This is a genomic window from Streptomyces sp. NPDC001914 (assembly GCF_042891215.1).
GTDB lineage: Bacteria > Actinomycetota > Actinomycetes > Streptomycetales > Streptomycetaceae > Streptomyces.
In genome coordinates, this window is the sequence record NZ_JBIASW010000007.1 from 1,385 (window position 1) to 18,039 (window position 16,655).

Annotated in this window: 14 protein-coding genes; 10 read left to right on the forward strand and 4 right to left on the reverse strand. The window is 73.4% G+C overall.

All coding sequences use genetic code 11. The features are described 5' to 3' along the window. Positions 1-438 precede the first annotated feature (438 nt). A complete protein-coding gene (locus ACFYYF_RS20465; RefSeq protein WP_388778399.1) occupies positions 439-1,377 on the forward strand; it encodes a hypothetical protein in 939 nt (312 codons plus the stop codon). Between the two features lie 100 nt (positions 1,378-1,477). Here the strand turns inward: ACFYYF_RS20465 and ACFYYF_RS20470 are convergent, their stop codons facing one another. Further along, positions 1,478-2,770 (reverse strand): DUF1015 domain-containing protein, encoded by a 1,293-nt coding sequence (locus ACFYYF_RS20470; RefSeq protein ID WP_388777612.1) that lies wholly within the window; start codon positions 2,768-2,770, stop codon positions 1,478-1,480. A gap of 72 nt (positions 2,771-2,842) precedes the next feature. Between ACFYYF_RS20470 and ACFYYF_RS20475 the strand changes: the two genes are divergently transcribed. From ACFYYF_RS20475 to ACFYYF_RS20490, 4 genes are all read left to right on the forward strand, one after another. After that, positions 2,843-3,871 carry an HAD hydrolase-like protein gene (locus tag ACFYYF_RS20475; RefSeq protein WP_388777614.1) on the forward strand — a complete coding sequence of 343 codons (1,029 nt, stop codon included), beginning with the start codon at positions 2,843-2,845 and terminating at the stop codon, positions 3,869-3,871. A gap of 376 nt (positions 3,872-4,247) precedes the next feature. Further along, positions 4,248-5,291: a FecCD family ABC transporter permease gene (locus ACFYYF_RS20480; RefSeq protein WP_388777616.1), complete on the forward strand. Its 1,044-nt coding sequence runs from the start codon at positions 4,248-4,250 to the stop codon at positions 5,289-5,291. 20 nt (positions 5,292-5,311) lie between these two features. Beyond that, positions 5,312-6,388: a FecCD family ABC transporter permease gene (locus ACFYYF_RS20485; protein WP_388778401.1), complete on the forward strand. Its 1,077-nt coding sequence runs from the start codon at positions 5,312-5,314 to the stop codon at positions 6,386-6,388. Next, entirely contained in the window at positions 6,385-7,254 is an 870-nt protein-coding gene (locus ACFYYF_RS20490) for an ABC transporter ATP-binding protein (protein ID WP_388777619.1), read from the forward strand. Before ACFYYF_RS20485 ends, ACFYYF_RS20490 begins: the two co-directional genes overlap by 4 nt. On the opposite strand, the gene ACFYYF_RS20495 is transcribed toward ACFYYF_RS20490, so the two are convergent. Further along, positions 7,238-7,585 (reverse strand): SCP2 sterol-binding domain-containing protein, encoded by a 348-nt coding sequence (locus ACFYYF_RS20495; protein WP_361690760.1) that lies wholly within the window; start codon positions 7,583-7,585, stop codon positions 7,238-7,240. The genes ACFYYF_RS20490 and ACFYYF_RS20495 overlap by 17 nt on opposite strands. A gap of 42 nt (positions 7,586-7,627) precedes the next feature. On the opposite strand from ACFYYF_RS20495, the gene ACFYYF_RS20500 reads away from it, so the two are divergent. From ACFYYF_RS20500 to ACFYYF_RS20520, 5 genes are all read left to right on the forward strand, one after another. Further along, a complete protein-coding gene (locus ACFYYF_RS20500; RefSeq protein WP_388777622.1) occupies positions 7,628-7,945 on the forward strand; it encodes a hypothetical protein in 318 nt (105 codons plus the stop codon). Between the two features lie 108 nt (positions 7,946-8,053). Next, a complete protein-coding gene (locus tag ACFYYF_RS20505; protein ID WP_388777625.1) occupies positions 8,054-8,869 on the forward strand; it encodes a TlyA family RNA methyltransferase in 816 nt (271 codons plus the stop codon). Then, positions 8,866-9,771 carry an NAD kinase gene (locus tag ACFYYF_RS20510; protein ID WP_339128490.1) on the forward strand — a complete coding sequence of 302 codons (906 nt, stop codon included), beginning with the start codon at positions 8,866-8,868 and terminating at the stop codon, positions 9,769-9,771. The genes ACFYYF_RS20505 and ACFYYF_RS20510 overlap by 4 nt, the downstream gene beginning before the upstream one ends. A gap of 149 nt (positions 9,772-9,920) precedes the next feature. Continuing rightward, on the forward strand, positions 9,921-11,663 hold the full coding sequence (gene recN, locus ACFYYF_RS20515) for a DNA repair protein RecN (RefSeq protein WP_388777629.1): 1,743 nt from the start codon (positions 9,921-9,923) through the stop codon (positions 11,661-11,663). 617 nt (positions 11,664-12,280) lie between these two features. Further along, on the forward strand, positions 12,281-13,417 hold the full coding sequence (locus tag ACFYYF_RS20520) for a glycosyltransferase family 4 protein (protein ID WP_388777631.1): 1,137 nt from the start codon (positions 12,281-12,283) through the stop codon (positions 13,415-13,417). A gap of 31 nt (positions 13,418-13,448) precedes the next feature. Here ACFYYF_RS20520 and ACFYYF_RS20525 read toward each other — a convergent pair whose 3' ends face one another. After that, positions 13,449-15,077 (reverse strand): PucR family transcriptional regulator, encoded by a 1,629-nt coding sequence (locus tag ACFYYF_RS20525; protein ID WP_388777633.1) that lies wholly within the window; start codon positions 15,075-15,077, stop codon positions 13,449-13,451. Positions 15,078-15,176: 99 nt separating this feature from the next. Next, on the reverse strand, positions 15,177-16,571 hold the full coding sequence (locus tag ACFYYF_RS20530; protein ID WP_361690779.1) for an FAD-binding oxidoreductase: 1,395 nt from the start codon (positions 16,569-16,571) through the stop codon (positions 15,177-15,179). Positions 16,572-16,655: the final 84 nt, after the last annotated feature.

The window sequence follows — 16,655 nt, forward strand, 5'->3', positions numbered from 1 at the left end:
CGTGACGAGCGGCCCAGTGGCCCGCGCCGTGACGACGACCGCGGCGGCTTCCGCCGCGACGACAGCCGCGGTGGCGGCGACTTCCGCCGCGACGACAGCCGTGGTGGCGGCGACTTCCGCCGCGACGAGCGCAGGGACAGCGACCGTCCGCCGTTCCGCCGCGACGACCGTGGCGACTTCCGTCGTGACGAGCGTCCCGGCGGCCCGCGCCGTGACGACGACCGCGGCGGCTTCCGCCGCGACGACAGCCGGGGCGGCGGCGCCGGCGGCGGCTACCGTGGCCGTGACGACCGGGGACGCGACGACCGTCGAGGCGGACCGCGCCGCGACGACCGCGGCGGGCGCCCCGGTGGCTTCCGCGGCCGTGACGACCGCGGTGGCGACGACCGGCGCGGTGGCGGCCGTTTCCGCGACGAGCGGGACCGCGACCGCGAGCCGATCAAGCGTCTGCCCATCCCGGACGACGTCACGGGCGAGGAGATCGACCAGGACGTACGTCAGGAACTCCTCAGCCTGCCCAAGGGCCTGGCCGAGGACGTCTCCCGCAACCTGGTGATGGTCGCCCGGCTCATCGACGAGGACCCCGAGACCGCCTACGCGTACTCGCGGATCGCCCTGCGACTGGCCTCCCGTGTCGCCGCCGTGCGCGAGGCCGCCGGTTTCGCCGCGTACGCGAACCAGAAGTTCAGCGAGGCGCTCGCCGAGTTCCGTGCCGCGCGCCGGATGACCGGCAGCGTGGAGCTGTGGCCCGTGATGGCCGACTGCGAGCGCGGCCTCGGCCGGCCCGAGAAGGCGCTGGAGATGGCCGGGGCGCCCGAGGTGCAGAAGCTGGACAAGGCGAGCCAGGTCGAGATGCGGCTCGTGGCGGCCGGTGCCCGGCGTGACATGGACCAGCTCGACGCCGCCATCGTCACCCTGCAGAGCCCCGAGCTCGCCTCGAACTCCGTCCAGCCCTGGACCGCCCGGCTGCGGTACGCCTACGCCGACGCGCTCCTCGCCGCCGGCCGCGAGGGCGAGGCGCGCGAGTGGTTCGCCAAGACCGTCGAGTCCGACAAGGACGGCAGCACGGACGCCTCCGACCGGCTGGCCGAGATGGACGGCGTGGAGTTCGTCGACGCCCTCGTAGAGGACGACGAGGCCGGGAGCGCGGTCACGACCGAGGTCGTGACCGAGACCCGTGCCGCGGACGAGCACCAGGACGCGGACGAGGACGACGTCGACGACCTCGACGAGGACGACGAAGACGAAGACGACGAAGACGAAGACGAAGACGACGAGATCGAGTCCGTGACCAAGGACGTGACCGCCGCCGACGACGTCGACGACCTCGACGGTGAGGACGAGGACGACGACGCTCCTCGGCGTCCGCAGAGCTGACGCCGGACACCACGGCGCATACACGTGGGCGGCGGGACACCGGAAGGTGTCCCGCCGCCCACGTGGCGTTTCCGGGGTTGTTTCCCGGGCCGGCGGCTCCTCAGGGAGTGAGTGCCCGGAGGACCAGCCCGGACGCCGGCTTCGGCCCGAAGGAGGTCGACTTGCGCGGCATCGTGACCCCCTGGCGCGCGAGCTCGCGTACGACTTCCTCGTGGACCGGGTGCATCAGGACGGCCGTGCCCCCGTCGCGCTCCGCCTTCTCGACCGTGGCGGTCGTGTCGTGGATGTACGCGATGTGGGCGGGAGAGTCCTCCGGGATGCCCCACACATGGTCCAGGAGTGTGGCGTGCAGGACCGTGGCGTCCAGCGCACGCCAGGCCTCCGGGTGACCGGCCGGGATCGTACGGGCGAGGAGGTCCGGCGACGGGCGGTCGACGAGGTGGAAGGAGCCGTCGCCGGCGAGGACGAAGGCGTTCCCCTCGGCGGCCGCGGCGGCGAGGGCCTCCAGCGCCTCGGCGAGGGACACGTCGAGACGTCGTACGCGGAAGGAGTCCCCGAGGGCGGCCAGCGCGTCGGCGACGGGCAGGCGGTGCAGCAGGCGGTGAATGGCCCGGACGCGCAGCGGGTAGCGGGCGGTGTCCACCAGGAGGACCAGACCGTAGTCCCAGGGGCTCGGAGAGGGATGCTCCGCGCGTAGACGAAGGTATGTCGCCCAGCGGTGGTGTCCGTCGGCGATCAGGGCCTGGTGCCGGCCGAGGTCCGTGCGGATCTCCGTGACCTCCGCCGGGTCCGTGACCGCCCACAGACGATGGCTGATGCCGTCCTCCGTGGTGGTGGCCAGCAGCGGCGGCAGGGCGGCGGTGCGCTCGATGACGGCGGCGGCGCCGTACGCGGAACCGTTGCCGCGATAGGTCAGCAGCAGGGGTTCGAGGTTGGCGGAGGTGGCGCGCATCAGGGCCGCGCGGTCGGCGATCACGTGCGGCATCACGTCCTCGTGCGGGAGCACGACTCCGTCGGCCGGATCGGACAGCCGCAGGTTGCCGATCACGCCCCGTTGCAGCAGGTCGCCGTCGCGCTGCTCGTACACGTACAGGCCCGGCTCGGGATCGGCGGCCAGGACGCCCTCCGCCAGCCAGCGGTTCAGCGTGTCGGCCGCCTGGCGGTTGCGGGCGGCGGGGGTGCCGTCCTGCGGGAGGATGAGCCGGACGATGTTGTACGGGTCGGCCGACTCGAGTTCGAGCAGTCCGTCGGGCCGGACGATCACGTCGTACGGCGGGGACGTCACGGCGGCCAGGCTGCCGACCCGGTCGGGGTCGTAGCGCAGGCCTCGGAACGGGGTGAGTTCGAGGCCGCTCCCCGCCGGTGTTCCCTCCTCGGGACCTGCATAGTTCATTGGGGCATCGTAAGTGTGCCGGTGGCATGCGGGATGATCGGGGCAACGGGATCGAACGAGGAGCGATGCGCAATGAGCCAGACCGTCAGGACGCGGCCCGAGGGCAGTGGGCAGGCCCTGAGCGAGGCGTACGACACCGCGCTGCTGGACCTGGACGGCGTGGTGTACGCGGGCGGTGACGCCATCGCCCACGCGGTGGATTCGCTGGCGACGGCGCGCGCGGGCGGAATGCACCTCGCGTACGTCACCAACAACGCGCTGCGCCCCCCGGACGCGGTCGCCGGGCACCTCACGGAGCTGGGCATACCGACGGTGGCGTCGGACGTCATCACCTCGGCGCAGGCCGTGGCCCGGCTCATCAGCGAGCAGGTTCCGGCGGGGTCGCGTGTGCTGGTCATCGGCGGCGAGGGCCTGCGGGTCGCGCTCCGTGAGCGCGGTCTCGAGCCGGTGGACTCGGCGGAGGACGAGCCCGTCGCGGTCGTGCAGGGCTACGGCGGTCCCGATCTGACCTGGTCCCGCTTCGCGGAGGCGTGCTACGCCATCGCGCGCGGGGTTCCGTGGTTCGCCTCCAACACGGATCTGACGATCCCGGGCGCGCGCGGGATCGCGCCCGGGAACGGCGCGGCGGTGGAGGTCGTCCGCATCGCCACCGGCGCGGAGCCGCAGGTGGCGGGCAAGCCGTTGCCCCCGATGCACCGGGAGACGATTCTGCGGACCGGGGCCGAGCGGCCGCTGGTGGTCGGGGACCGGCTGGACACCGACATCGAGGGCGCGTTCAACGGCGAGGTCGACTCGCTGCTCGTCCTCACCGGCGTGACGGACGGGGCGCAGCTCCTCGCCGCGCCGCCCCGGCACCGGCCGACGTACGTCGACGCCGATCTGCGGGGCATGCTCACCGGGCAGCCCGAGGTCGGCGAGGCGGGCGACGGGTTCCGCTGCGGCGGCTGGACGGCGACGGCGGGCGCCGACGCACTGGAGCTGACGGGCGAGGGCGAGGCCCTGGACGGGCTGCGGGCCCTGTGCGCGGCGGCGTGGACGGCCGCGGGCGAGGGCGCGTGCGAACTGGACGGCGGGAAGGCTCTGGCCCGGCTGGGACTCTAGGACCCGGCTGGGCCTGTAGGACCCGGCTGGGCCTGTAGGACCCGCGTGACCGGGTGCTGTCCGAGCGGCCAGGATCTGTCCGACGCGGCAGATCCTGGCCGGTCCGGGGCCCGGGGATGGAGCGCGCCGGAGGAAGGCCCCTGGCCGGGAGCGGTGCTCGCTCGTGGCGTTCTGGGTCGCCGCGCGGGCCGGGAGTGCTTCTCGCGCGGGGCGCCTCGGGGTGTCACGTGTGCGGGGAGTGGTGCTCGCTCGCGGCGTCCTGGGTGTCGCCGCGCGGGCCGATCTGGGCTCCGCTCGGCGCTGACCTGGGCTCCGTCGCGGGACCAGGTGTGCGGGCGCATCCGAGCGTAACGCGAGGGTAGGCTAACCTAACCTCGTGTTGGTCGACAGTCCTCCTGAACAGCGCGCGGAAACCGCTCCCGCGCCCCCAAGCCGCCGGGTGATACGGACTCTTGGACTCCTCGTGTCCGTGGGCGTCCTGCTGACGGTCGCGCTGGCGAGCATCGCGATCGGCGCGAAGGCGCTCCCGCCGGACCAGGTGTGGCACGGCCTGTTCCACGACTCGGGGACGTACGCGGACGTCGTCGTCGGTGACCGGATCTCGCGCACCGTCCTCGGACTCATGGTCGGCGCCGCGCTCGGGCTGTCCGGTGCCGTCCTGCAGGCGCTGACCCGCAATCCGCTGGCCGACCCCGGTCTGCTCGGGATCAACGCGGGCGCGTCCGCCGCCGTGGTCACCGCGATCACCTACTTCGGCGTCACCTCGCTGAGCGGCTACGTCTGGTTCGCCTTCCTCGGCGCGGCGGCCGTCGGGGCGCTGGTCTGGTTCCTGGGCGGCAGCCGGGGCGCGACCCCGGTGCGGCTCGCGCTCGCCGGAACCGCGATCAGTGCCGCGCTGTACGGCTATCTGCAAGCCGTGATGATCATGGACGACGCCGCGCTCGGCAAGATGCGCTTCTGGACCGTCGGCTCGCTCGCCTCGGCGACGGACTCGACGATCGAGCAGGTGGCCCCCTTCCTCGCCGTCGGCGCGCTCGTCGCGCTGGCCCTCGCCCGGCCGCTGAACGCGATGGCCATGGGTGACGACACCGCCCGGGCGCTCGGCGCCAACCTGAACCGCACCCGCGCGCTGTCCATGGCCGCCGCGACCGTGCTCTGCGGCGCCGCGACCGCCGCCTGCGGACCGATCGTGTTCGTCGGGCTCATGGTCCCGCACGCCGTCCGCTCCTTCACCGGCCCCGACCTGCGCTGGATCCTGCCGTACGCGACGGTCCTGTCGCCGGTGCTGCTGCTCGGCGCCGATGTCATCGGGCGGATGGTCGCCCGGCCGGCGGAGCTCCAGGTCGGCATCGTCACCGCGGTGCTGGGCGGCCCGGTCTTCATCTTTCTCGTACGGCGACGGAGGACGGCGCAGCTGTGACGACCCCACCTGTCCGAAGCATCCCGACCGCCCGCGACCGGGGTGTCCCGGCACTCCCCGCGCGCCGCGTCCGGGCCGTCCGCACCGTCGGGGGGCTGTCCGTCCGCCTCGACGTCCGCATGGTCACCGTGGTCGTGCTGCTGCTGGTGGCCGCGGCAGCGGCGAGCGTGGTGCTCATCGGCACCGGCGACTTCCCGATCCCGGCCGGCGACGTGCTCAAGACCCTGGCCGGCGACGGCAGCCCCAGCCAGGAGTTCATCGTCAACGACCTGCGGCTGCCGCGCGTTCTCGTCGGGCTGCTGGTGGGGGCCTCGCTCGGGCTGGCCGGAGCGCTCTTCCAGTCGATCTCCCGCAACCCGCTGGGCAGCCCCGACGTGCTCGGGCTCGGACAGGGGGCCACGGCCGGCGCGCTCGTCATGATCGTGCTGTTCTCGGGCAGCGCGCAGGAGGTCGCCCTCGGAGCGCTCGTCGGGGGACTGCTGACCGGGCTCGCGATCTACCTGCTCGCGTGGAAGCGGGGCGTGCACGGCTACCGGCTCGTGCTGGTCGGCATCGGTGTCTCCGCGATCGTCACGGCGGTCAACGGCTATCTCCTCACCAAGGCCGACCTCGTCGACGCGGCCCGTGCCGTCGTCTGGATGACCGGCTCCCTCAACGGCCGCGACTGGGCCCAGGTCTGGCCGCTGCTCATCATGTGCGCCGTCCTCGTCCCCCTCGTCCTCGGCAACGCGCGCGGGCTGCGGATGATGGAGATGGGCGACGACGTGTCGTACGCCCTCGGAGTGAGCGTCGAGCGGACGCGGCTGCTGCTGATGGTGGCCGCCGTGCTGCTCACCGCGGGTGCCACCGCCGCCGCGGGCCCGGTCGGTTTCGTGGCGCTCACCGCGCCGCAGCTCGCCCGGCGGCTCACCCGGTCGCCCGGACCGAACCTGACGGCGTCGATGTGCATGGGCGCGACCCTGCTCATCGTCGCGGACCTGGCCTCGCAGCGTGCCTTCGGCGCCGACCAGCTGCCCGTCGGCGTCGTGACCGGCGTCCTCGGCGGCCTCTACCTGCTGTGGCTGCTGGTCACCGAACGCAAGGCGGGCCGGATATGAGCCGCCCGAAGAGCACGCCACGCGAGAACACCCCGAGGAGCACCGTGAACCGCCTGTCCGCCGCCGACGTCACCCTCGCCTACGACCAGCGCGTCATCGCGGAGAAGCTGTCGGTGGAGATACCCGACCGGTCCTTCACGGTGATCGTCGGCCCGAACGCCTGCGGCAAGTCCACCCTGCTGCGGGCCCTCTCGCGCATGCTGAAGCCCTCGGCCGGGCGGGTCCTGCTCGACGGACAGACGATCCATTCGATGCCCGCGAAGAAGGTGGCGCGCACCCTCGGGCTTCTGCCGCAGTCGTCGATCGCGCCGGACGGAATCACGGTCGGCGACCTCGTGGGACGGGGGCGCTACCCCCACCAGGGTCTGCTGCGCCAGTGGTCCGCGGAGGACGAGCGGGTGGTGCGGGAGTCGATGGCCTCGACCGGCGTCGCGGAGCTCGCCGATCGCTATGTCGACGAATTGTCCGGAGGCCAGCGGCAGCGCGTGTGGATCGCGATGGCGCTCGCCCAGCAGACCCCGCTGCTCCTGCTGGACGAGCCGACGACCTACCTGGACATCCAGCACCAGATCGACGTCCTCGACCTGTGCGCCGAGCTCCACGAGACGCAGGGCCGCACCCTGGTCGCCGTGCTGCACGACCTCAATCACGCGGCCCGCTACGCGACCCACCTGATCGCCCTGCGCGACGGCGAGGTCATCGCCGAGGGCGCCCCGAACGACATCGTCACGGCCGAGCTGGTCGAGGAGGTCTTCGGACTGCGCTGTCAGGTCATCGACGACCCGGAGACCGGGACACCGCTCGTGGTGCCCGCGGCCCGCAGGGCCAGGGTCCGGGCCGCCGCGGCCGCTACAGAAGCGTCCTGAGCCGGAGCAGGTCGCGCAGGCCCGCCTCCAGCTTCACCCGGCCCGAGCCCCAGGCCTTGGCGAAGTTCAGCTCGCCGTTCACCATCGACACCAGGTCGTCGCCCTTCATCGTCAGGCGGATCTGGGCCCGCTCGGGAGGCGGTCCCTGGAGTGTGTCCAGCACCTCGATCCGGCCACCTTCGAGGCGGCCGACGAAGGTGATGTCCAGGTCGGTGATACGGCAGCTCAGCGAGCGGTCCAGGGCCGCCGCGGCGCGTACGTCCCCGTCGGCGCCCGCCATGTTGTCCGAAAGCTTGTCGAGTGCGGCGCGGCACTCCTCAGTCGTCGCCATCGTGATCGACGGTACCCCAGCCCTTCGCGGTAGCGTCGGGGCATGAACGACTCAGTCCCCGAGGGCGAGCTCCCCGAGGCCGTGACCGTGCGGGAGCCCGGCCCGGCCGCGGAGGCCGAACCGGAACCCGCGTACGACCCCGCCGCGCCGGCCCCGCTGAACGTCCCGCGTGTCCCGACGGGCCACGCCGACGTCGACGCCCGGCTCGACCGGCTGGCCGACGCAGACCACCTCGCCACGGACGGACACCTCGAGGTGTACGAGGATGTGCACCGGGGGCTGCGCGACGAGCTCACCGCACTCGACGTCCGCCCGGGAGCCCCGGCCCCCGCCGGGCGCCCGGCCGCCGCCCCGCAATGAGATCCTTCGGGACACCGGAACCCGGAAGACCTCCCGGGCACCCGGAGAGGTTTCCCGGGAGCCCCTTTCCCTTTCCATCGCCGTACGACCGCAGGAGCTGAACCGAACGTGGCAGGAGTGGCACGCCGCCGCCTGGACGCCGAGCTGGTCCGCAGGAAGCTCGCCCGCTCGCGCGAGCACGCCGGACAGCTCATCGCCGCGGGCCGGGTCAGCGTGGGCAAGACCCTCGCGACCAAGCCCGCCACGCAGGTCGAGACCGCCGCGGCGATCGTGGTCACCAAGGACGACAGCGACCCCGACTACGTCTCGCGCGGCGGACACAAGCTCGCCGGCGCGCTCGCCGTCTTCGGGCCGCAGGGCCTGAAGGTCGAGGGCCGGCGGGCGCTGGACGCCGGCGCGTCCACCGGAGGCTTCACCGACGTACTGCTGCGCGCGGGCGCGGCCCATGTCGTCGCCGTGGACGTCGGTTACGGACAACTTGCGTGGTCTCTCCAGAGCGATGAACGCGTCACCGTCAAGGACCGTACGAACGTACGCGAGTTGACGTTGGAGGCGATCGATGGGGAGCCCGTGGACCTTGTTGTCGGGGATCTGTCCTTCATCCCGCTCGGACTGGTGCTGCCCGCCCTCGCGCGGTGCACGGCGCCGGATGCCGACCTGGTGATGATGGTCAAGCCGCAGTTCGAGGTGGGGAAGGACCGGCTGGGCAGCGGTGGTGTCGTGCGCAGTCCGGAGCTGCGTGCCGAGAGCGTGCGCGGCGTGGCGGGGCGGGCCCAGGAGCTGGGGCTCGGAGTGAAGGGCGTGACAGCGAGCCCGTTGCCCGGACCGTCGGGCAACGTCGAGTACTTTCTGTGGCTGCGTGCCGGGGCACCCGCACTCGACCCGGCCGACGTTGACCGTGCAGTGGCGGAGGGGCCGCGTTGACACAGACCCGAGCTCGTACTGTTTTCCTGCTGGCCCACACCGGGCGGCCGGCAGCCATCCGAAGCGCCGAGCTGGTCGTCCAGGGGCTGCTGCGGTCCGGGATCGGCGTACGGGTCCTCGCGGCCGAGGCGGCCGATCTGCCGCTGCCGCACGAGGTGGAACTGGTCCAGGAGGCGACACCGCAGTGCCTCGACGGCTGCGAGCTGCTCATCGTCCTCGGCGGTGACGGAACGCTGCTGCGCGGCGCCGAGTTCGCCCGCGCCTCCGGTGTGCCGATGCTCGGCGTCAACCTCGGGCGGGTCGGCTTCCTCGCCGAGGCCGAGCGCGACGACCTGGACAAGGTCGTCGACCGGGTCGTCACCAGGGCGTACGAGGTCGAGGAGCGCATGACCGTCGACGTGGTCGTGCACCGCAACGGCGACATCGTGCACACCGACTGGGCGCTGAACGAGGCCGCCGTGCAGAAGGTGTCCGCCGAGAAGCTTCTCGAAGTGGTGCTGGAGATCGACGGGCGGCCCGTCACCGGGTTCGGCTGCGACGGGATCGTCTGCGCGACCCCGACCGGGTCGACGGCGTACGCCTTCTCGGCGGGCGGACCCGTGGTCTGGCCCGAGGTCGAGGCGCTGCTGATGGTGCCGATCAGCGCCCACGCCCTGTTCGCCAAGCCGCTGGTGACCTCGCCGGACTCCGTGCTCGCCGTGGAGGTGCTGCCGCACGTCCCGCCGGGCGTCCTGTGGTGCGACGGCCGGCGGACCGTGGAGCTGCCGCCGGGCGCCCGGGTCGAGGTGCGCCGCGGGGCCGTGCCCGTGCGGCTCGCCCGGCTGCACCACGCCTCCTTCACCGACCGGCTCGTCGCCAAGTTCGCGCTGCCCGTCTCCGGGTGGCGCGGGGCACCGCACTAGAGGCACAGGGCACAGGGCACACGGCACCCGGGTTCCGCCCGGGTGCCGGCCGCCTCCGCACGGCCGTCGGCGAACGAGACCACCCCCGGAAAGTAACGCTCGGTTCTCTTTGCGGGGGGCGGCGTCGCACGGCGCCGGGAAAACCTCGTATGGTCGGGGGCGTGTTGGAGGAGATGCGGATACGGTCGCTCGGAGTCATCGACGACGCGGTCGTCGAACTGTCACCCGGCTTCACCGCCGTGACCGGTGAGACCGGCGCGGGCAAGACGATGGTGGTCACCAGCCTCGGGCTGTTGCTGGGCGGGCGGGCGGACCCGGCCCTCGTGCGGATCGGCGCCAAGAGCGCGGTCGTGGAGGGGCGGATCAGCGTGCCCGCGGGCGGGACGGCCGTCGTACGGGCCGAGGAGGCCGGTGCGGAGCTCGACGAGGGCGTGCTGCTGATCAGCCGTACCGTTTCGGCGGAGGGGCGTTCACGCGCGCATCTGGGCGGGCGCTCGGTGCCGGTGGGCGTGCTCGCCGAGCTCGCCGACGAACTCGTCGCGGTGCACGGCCAGACCGACCAGCAGGGGCTGCTCAAGCAGTCCCGGCAGCGGCAGGCCCTGGACCGGTACGCGGGTGACGCGGTCGCCGTACCGCTCGCCAAGTACGCGGGCGCCTACCGCCGGCTGCGGGCCGTCTCGGCCGAGCTGGACGAGATCACGACGCGCGCGCGGGAACGGGCCCAGGAAGCCGACATGCTGCGCTTCGGCCTCGACGAGATCGCGGCCGTCGAGCCGCGCGCGGGCGAGGACGCGGAGCTGGCGGCGGAGGCGGAACGGCTCGGTCACGCGGAGGCGCTGGCATCCGCCGCGACCGCCGCGCACGCCGCGCTGGCGGGCAACCCCGAGGACCCGGAGGGCATCGACGCGGCCACGCTCGTCGCGGGCGCCCACCGGGCTCTGGAGGCCGTACGGTCGCACGACTCGGCCCTCGCCACGCTGTCCGGGCGCATCGGGGAGATCGCCATCCTGCTCGGCGACGTCGCGGGAGAACTCGCGGGCTACGCCGACGACCTCGACGCCGACCCGCTGCGGCTGGCGGCCGTCGAGGAGCGCCGGGCCGCGCTCACCCAGCTCACCCGCAAGTACGGCGAGAACATCGACGCCGTGATCGCCTGGGCCGAGCGGAGCGCCGAACGGCTCACCGAACTCGACGGCGACGACGACCGGATCGGCGAGCTGACCGCCGAAAGGGATGCGCTGCGCGGCGAACTGGGCGGTCTCGCCCAGGCGCTGACGGATGCCCGCGTGGAGGCCGCCGAGCGGTTCGCCGCGGCCGTCACCGCCGAGCTGGCCTCGCTCGCGATGCCGCACGCGCGGGTGTCCTTCGAGATCCGGCAGACCGACGACCCGGAGGGGGTGGAGGTCGGCGGACGTCCGGTGGCCTACGGCCCGGCCGGTGCCGACGAGGTGGAGCTGCTGCTCGCCCCGCACCCCGGGGCGCCGCCGCGGCCCATCGCCAAGGGCGCGTCCGGCGGTGAGCTCTCGCGTGTGATGCTCGCGGTCGAGGTCGTGTTCGCGGGGACCGACCCCGTGCCGACGTACCTCTTCGACGAGGTCGACGCGGGTGTCGGCGGCAAGGCCGCGGTCGAGATCGGGCGCCGGCTGGCGAAGCTCGCCAAGAGCGCGCAGGTCGTCGTCGTGACGCACCTGCCGCAGGTGGCCGCCTTCGCCGACCGGCAGCTCCTGGTCGAGAAGACCAATGACGGGTCGGTGACCCGGTCCGGTGTGAAGGTGCTGGAGGGGGAGGAGCGCATTCGCGAGCTGTCCCGGATGCTTGCCGGGCAGGAGGACTCCGAGACGGCCCGGGCGCATGCGGAGGAGTTGCTGGCGGCGGCGCGGGCGGACGCCTAGCGGTTTTCCCTTCCCCGGCGGGGTGAGACTGTCTCCCTCGCCGGGTCTGGGCCGCCTCCTCCAGCTTTTTCTCGCCCCCTCCGCCCCTGCCCGTCCCGTACCCGGGGCTCCGCCCCGGACCCCGCTCCTCAAACGCCGGAGGGGCTGAATTTGCCCCTGTCCCGCGCGGAGGGGCGGGATCTGTCCCGCTCGGAAGGGCTGAATTTGCCCCTGGTGGAGGGGCTGAATCTGGAGGGGCTGACACTTTGGCGTGCCCGGGGAGTGCGGGATCTTTGGTGCGCCTCTCGGTACGTGGGTGCACCTGTGCTGCCCAGGTGGTGTGTGATGCGCGCGGCTCTTTCGGGGGCCGAGGTGAAGCGCGGGGCCAAGGGGGCCTATTCGCTCTTGTGGTTCGGTCCTCCCCGGAATGGACTATTCATCACTCGTGAGGGTGACCGTCGTCGCCGGGTTGCCTTGTCTGACGTGCCCTCGTCGTGATGGCGGTGCCGGAACGCCCGGGCGGCCTGGCATCCTTGGCGTAGTACGCGGTGCACGACGTGCGGTACCCCCTTCCTCCGCACGATCCTTCTGTACGTTTCCTCGTGACCGTCCGACGCCGAACCAGGAGCCCCGGCCACGTGAGCCACGTGAGCAGCCACTCAGCGCCCGGCCAGTCGCCGCTGCGCACCGTGCAGGTGCTCGGCGGCGGAAGCGCGGGCAGCAGCGCGCACGTACGGTCGCTGGCCGCGGGTCTGGTCGCCAGAGGGGTCCGGGTCACCGTCTGCGCCCCCGCCGAGGCGGACCGCGCGTACGGATTCAGCACGGTCGGCGCGCACCACGTCCCCGTGCCCCGCAGCAGCGACCCCGCCTCGGTGTCCGCGTTGCGGGCGGCCTGCGCGGACGCCGATCTCGTGCACGCGCACGGGATCCACGCGGCGCTGCGGGCGGTGCTGGCGCTCAGCGGGCGCCGCGTTCCCCTCGTCGTCACCTGGCACACCCGCTCGGAGGCGGACGGCGCCCGGGCCCATGTCCTGCGGCTCCTCGAACGCCGGGTCGCCAGGGCCGCGGCCGTGGTGCTCGGGACCTCGTCCGACCTGGTGGACCGGGCCCGCAGGAGAGGCGCGCGTGACGCGCGGCTCGCGGCCGTCGCGTTCCCGGCGCCGCGCCTGCCCGTCGAGCCGGTGGAACCCGACCGGTTCCGGCACAAGGCGCGGGCCGAACTCGGCGCGACGGACCGCCCGTTGCTCATCGCGGTCGGCTCGCTCGACCGGCACCGCGGCTATCACACCCTCCTGGACGCCTCGCGCGCCTGGTGCCGCCTCGACCCCATGCCGCTGCTGGTGATCGCGGGGGAGGGGCCGCTGCGCACGGTTCTCCAGCGCCGTATCGAGGACGAGGAGCTGCCGGTCCGGCTCGTCGGGCGGCGCGAGGACGTCGCGGAACTGCTGGCGGCCGCCGACGTCGTCCTGCTGCCCAGCAGATGGGAGTCGCGCTCGGTGCTGGCGCAGGAGGCCCTGCACGCGCGCGTCCCGCTCGTCGCCACGGCGGTCGGGGGCATCCCGGAGATGGTCGGCGACGCGGCCGAACTCGTCCCGTACGGCAACGCGAAGGCGCTCGCGGACGCCGTCGTGCGCGTGCTCGCCGATCCGGAGCGCCAGGAGGCGCTGCGGGACAAGGGCGCCCGGCAGGCCGCCACGTGGCCGACCGAGGACGAGACCGTCGCCCAAGTACTGAGCGTCTACGACGAGTTCACCCGGTTCCGGCCGCTCGCCTGACCGGCGCCGGGCGGCTCTGGGCGCGCGGCCCTCAGGGAACGTGTCTGCGGGCCCGCAGCGCCAGGCTCAACGCCAGTACGGTCTGCGGGTCGTCCAGGTCCATGCCCAGCAACTCGCCGATCCTGGCGAGGCGGTTGTACAGGGTCTGACGGTTGAGATGGAGTTCGCGTGCGGTCTCCGCCTTGCGCCCCGCGTGCGCCAAGTAGGTCTGCAGGGTGGGCAGAAGAGGCGGTTTCGAGCGGACGTCGTGGTCGCGGAGCGGGCCGATCGCGCGCTCCACGAAGGCGGCCAGGTCGGGGTGCTCGCGCAGGCGCCACAGCAGCAGGTCGATGTCCAGCCGGCGTGCGTCGTACCAGGGCCGGTCCGACAGGCCCTGCGCGGCCGTCGCCGTCTCCGCCGCGTGCCTGAGGCCCGCCGACGCGGCCGCCCAGCCCCCGGCGACCCCGACCACCACCACCGGCGGCTGGGCCCCGGGCCGCTGCATGCCCGCGCGTTCCACCCCGGCCCGCAGCGCGGCCGCGACACGGTCCGCGACGGCCGCCCGCTCCGACTCCGAACGCAGACCGAGCAGCAGCGGCACCCGGCCCTCGACGGGACGGACGCCCAGCAGGACGGGGACGCCCACCGAGGCCAGCTCCTCGGCGACGGCGCGGGCCAGGACCGCCCAGCCGCCGCCGGGCGCGAGGCCGTCGGCGAGCCGCATCACGACCGGCAGGAGCGGGCCGGAACCAGGCTTGAACCCGAGGACGCGGGCCTGCGCCGGGGCGTCCTCGGCCTCGATACGGCCCTCGGCGAGGTCGGTCAGGAAGTCCCCGCGTCCCCGCGCGGCCAGCTCCTCCTCCTGGCGGGCCTGCATCAGCACGACGGCGAGGATGCCGGCGGCCCGTTCGGCGGCGATCCGGTGCACCGGGGCGACCGGCGCGCCGACCGGCAGCAGCACCAGGCGGGCCCGCACGGAGCCGGTGCCGGGGCCGCCGCCGGGCACGTCCACCAGGGTGGTCCCGGCGGGAGGCTCCTCCTTGTGCTGGCCGCGCAGCCCTTCCCAGACCTGGAGCGGATCGGCGCCCGTGGAGCCGGCCCCGGCGGCGTACAGGAGCTGCCCGTCGGCCGTCTCCAGGAAGACCGGATTGCCGCTGAAGTCGGCCAGGATGCTCAGGACTTGAGGTACCCCGCCGCCGCCGAGCAGGGCCTCGGTGCAGCGCCGGTGCACTTCCTCGGCCTGCTGGAGCAGTGCGTAGTGGCCGTTGACGATCTCGGTGTGGATCTCCTCCGTGACCGTCACGAAGGGCACCTCGCGGTGCAGCTGGACCAGCGGCAGACCGGTGGAGCGCGCGGTCTCCACGAGCGCGGCGGGCAGCCGGGTGAAGCGCGGGCCGAGCTCCACGACGAGCGCCGCGATCCCGCGCTCGGCGAGCGTGCGGACGAACGCGCGCTGGTCGGCGGGGCGGGTGCCGAGACCGTACCCCGTGGTCAGGAGCAGTTCGCCGCCCTTGAGCAGGGAGGCGATGTTCGGCACCTCGCCCGCGTGCACCCAGCGCACGGTCCGGTGCAGCCGGTCGGCCCCCGCGATGATCTCCGGCAGGCCGCCGCGCAGTCCGGGCAGCTCGAGGGCCCGCTGCACGGTGATTCCGGCGCCCTGGGTGTCGTAACGGCTGTCCATGGAGCGGACGCTACCCGCGGACGGCTTCCGGAGGCATCTCCGGGCAGTGAGGGGAGCCGGCCGGAGCGGCCGCGGGCGGCGTCCGGGCGGGCACCGAGGTCAGACCGCGGCCGGTACCGGGGTGATGTTGTGGTTGAAGCGGAACACGTTGTCCGGGTCGTACTCGGCCTTCACCGCGGCCAGCCGCCTGAGGTTGTCCTCGCCGAGGCCGGCCGTGACACGGTCCGTGCCCTCGTCCCCGATGAAGTTCAGGTAGACCGCGCCGGTGCTCCACGGCCGGACGTCCTCGCGGACCTTCCTGACCCATGCGACGCAGCGCTCGTCGTCGGCCGGGTCCTCCCAGATCCCGAAGGGGTGCACGGCCCACGGCGCGTCGCGGTAGGGGACCGGGAACCGGGACGGTCCGGCGGCGATGGCGCCGCCCTGCGGGAACAGCACGTGCTGGGTGCCGGTGGGGACGGGCATGGCGTTGCCGAGGGCGCAGAAGACGTCCACGAAGTCGTCGGGCGCGCCGGTGAGGTATTCCGCCGACCAGTAGTTCCGCAGTCCGGGCGGATCGTCGAGCATGGAGTTGAAGTCGGGGTAGGGCAGCGCGGTGACGATCTCGACCTCGTGCGGCATGGCGAGCAGCGGCTGGGCGACCTTGCGCATGTCCTCCTCGCCGCCCGCGTACGCCACGAGGGCGCCGCACAGCAGGGTGCCGACCAGTTCCTCGGGCACGAACTCCTCGGGCGGGCCGGTCAGGTAGATGACGCCGCCGCTCGCCTCCGGCGGCCCGTTCGCGATGATCTCGCGGTAGACGCGGACCACGTCGGGGCCGTTCTCCGGCCGGTACATCAGCAGGGCGATCGAGAACTCGGGCAGCGGGTGCAGCTTGAGGGTCAGCGCGGTGGCGACGCCGAAGTTCCCGCCGCCGCCGTGCAGGGCCCAGAACAGCTCGGGGTTCTCCTGGTCGGTGGCGCGCACCGGCGAGCCGTCGGCGGTCACCAGCTCGACCCCGAGGAGGTTGTCGACGGCGAGGCCGAAGGAGCGGTCCAGCCAGCCGCTGCCGCCGCCGAGGACGAAGCCGCCGACGCCGGTCGTCGAGACACGGCCGCCGGTGGTGGCGAGGCCGTAGGGCTGGGTCGCCCGGTCGAGATGGCTCATCAGGGCTCCGCCCTCGACCCGGACCGTCTCGGATCCGGGGTGGACGGTGACCGCGTGCATACGGCTGAGATCGATGACGAGACCGCCGTCGTTGAGCGACATGCCGGAGACGCTGTGACCGCCTCCGCGTACGGCGATCGGCAGATCCAGCTCACGCGCGAAGCGCACGGCGCGCGTCACGTCGGCCTCGCCCTCGCAGCGCACGATCACGGCGGGCCGCCGGTCGATCATCGCGTTGAAGATCGTCCGGGCCTCGTCGTACCCGGGATCGTCGGGGGTGACCACATCGCCGGAGAGACCCGCGCGCAGTGCGGTCAGTGCCGCGCCGGCCTTCGAAAGGGGAGCCATGGAAGCCGCCCCCTTCCATGAGGGGACAGGACTCCTTCCAGGCTAGGCGGGCACGGCGCATCGGGCGCGTCGGGGAGGGACCCC

Bases quoted from the DNA above. Each gene is read 5' to 3' on its own strand.
- ACFYYF_RS20530 (WP_361690779.1), bottom strand. From the start codon at position 16,571: ATGGCTCCCCTTTCGAAGGCCGGCGCGGCACTGACCGCACTGCGCGCG.
- ACFYYF_RS20495 (WP_361690760.1), bottom strand. From the start codon at position 7,585: ATGGCGACGACTGAGGAGTGCCGCGCCGCACTCGACAAGCTTTCGGAC.
- ACFYYF_RS20475 (WP_388777614.1), top strand. From the start codon at position 2,843: ATGAGCCAGACCGTCAGGACGCGGCCCGAGGGCAGTGGGCAGGCCCTG.
- ACFYYF_RS20470 (WP_388777612.1), bottom strand. From the start codon at position 2,770: ATGAACTATGCAGGTCCCGAGGAGGGAACACCGGCGGGGAGCGGCCTC.
- ACFYYF_RS20500 (WP_388777622.1), top strand. From the start codon at position 7,628: ATGAACGACTCAGTCCCCGAGGGCGAGCTCCCCGAGGCCGTGACCGTG.
- recN (WP_388777629.1), top strand. From the start codon at position 9,921: ATGGTCGGGGGCGTGTTGGAGGAGATGCGGATACGGTCGCTCGGAGTC.
- ACFYYF_RS20490 (WP_388777619.1), top strand. From the start codon at position 6,385: ATGAGCCGCCCGAAGAGCACGCCACGCGAGAACACCCCGAGGAGCACC.
- ACFYYF_RS20525 (WP_388777633.1), bottom strand. From the start codon at position 15,077: ATGGACAGCCGTTACGACACCCAGGGCGCCGGAATCACCGTGCAGCGG.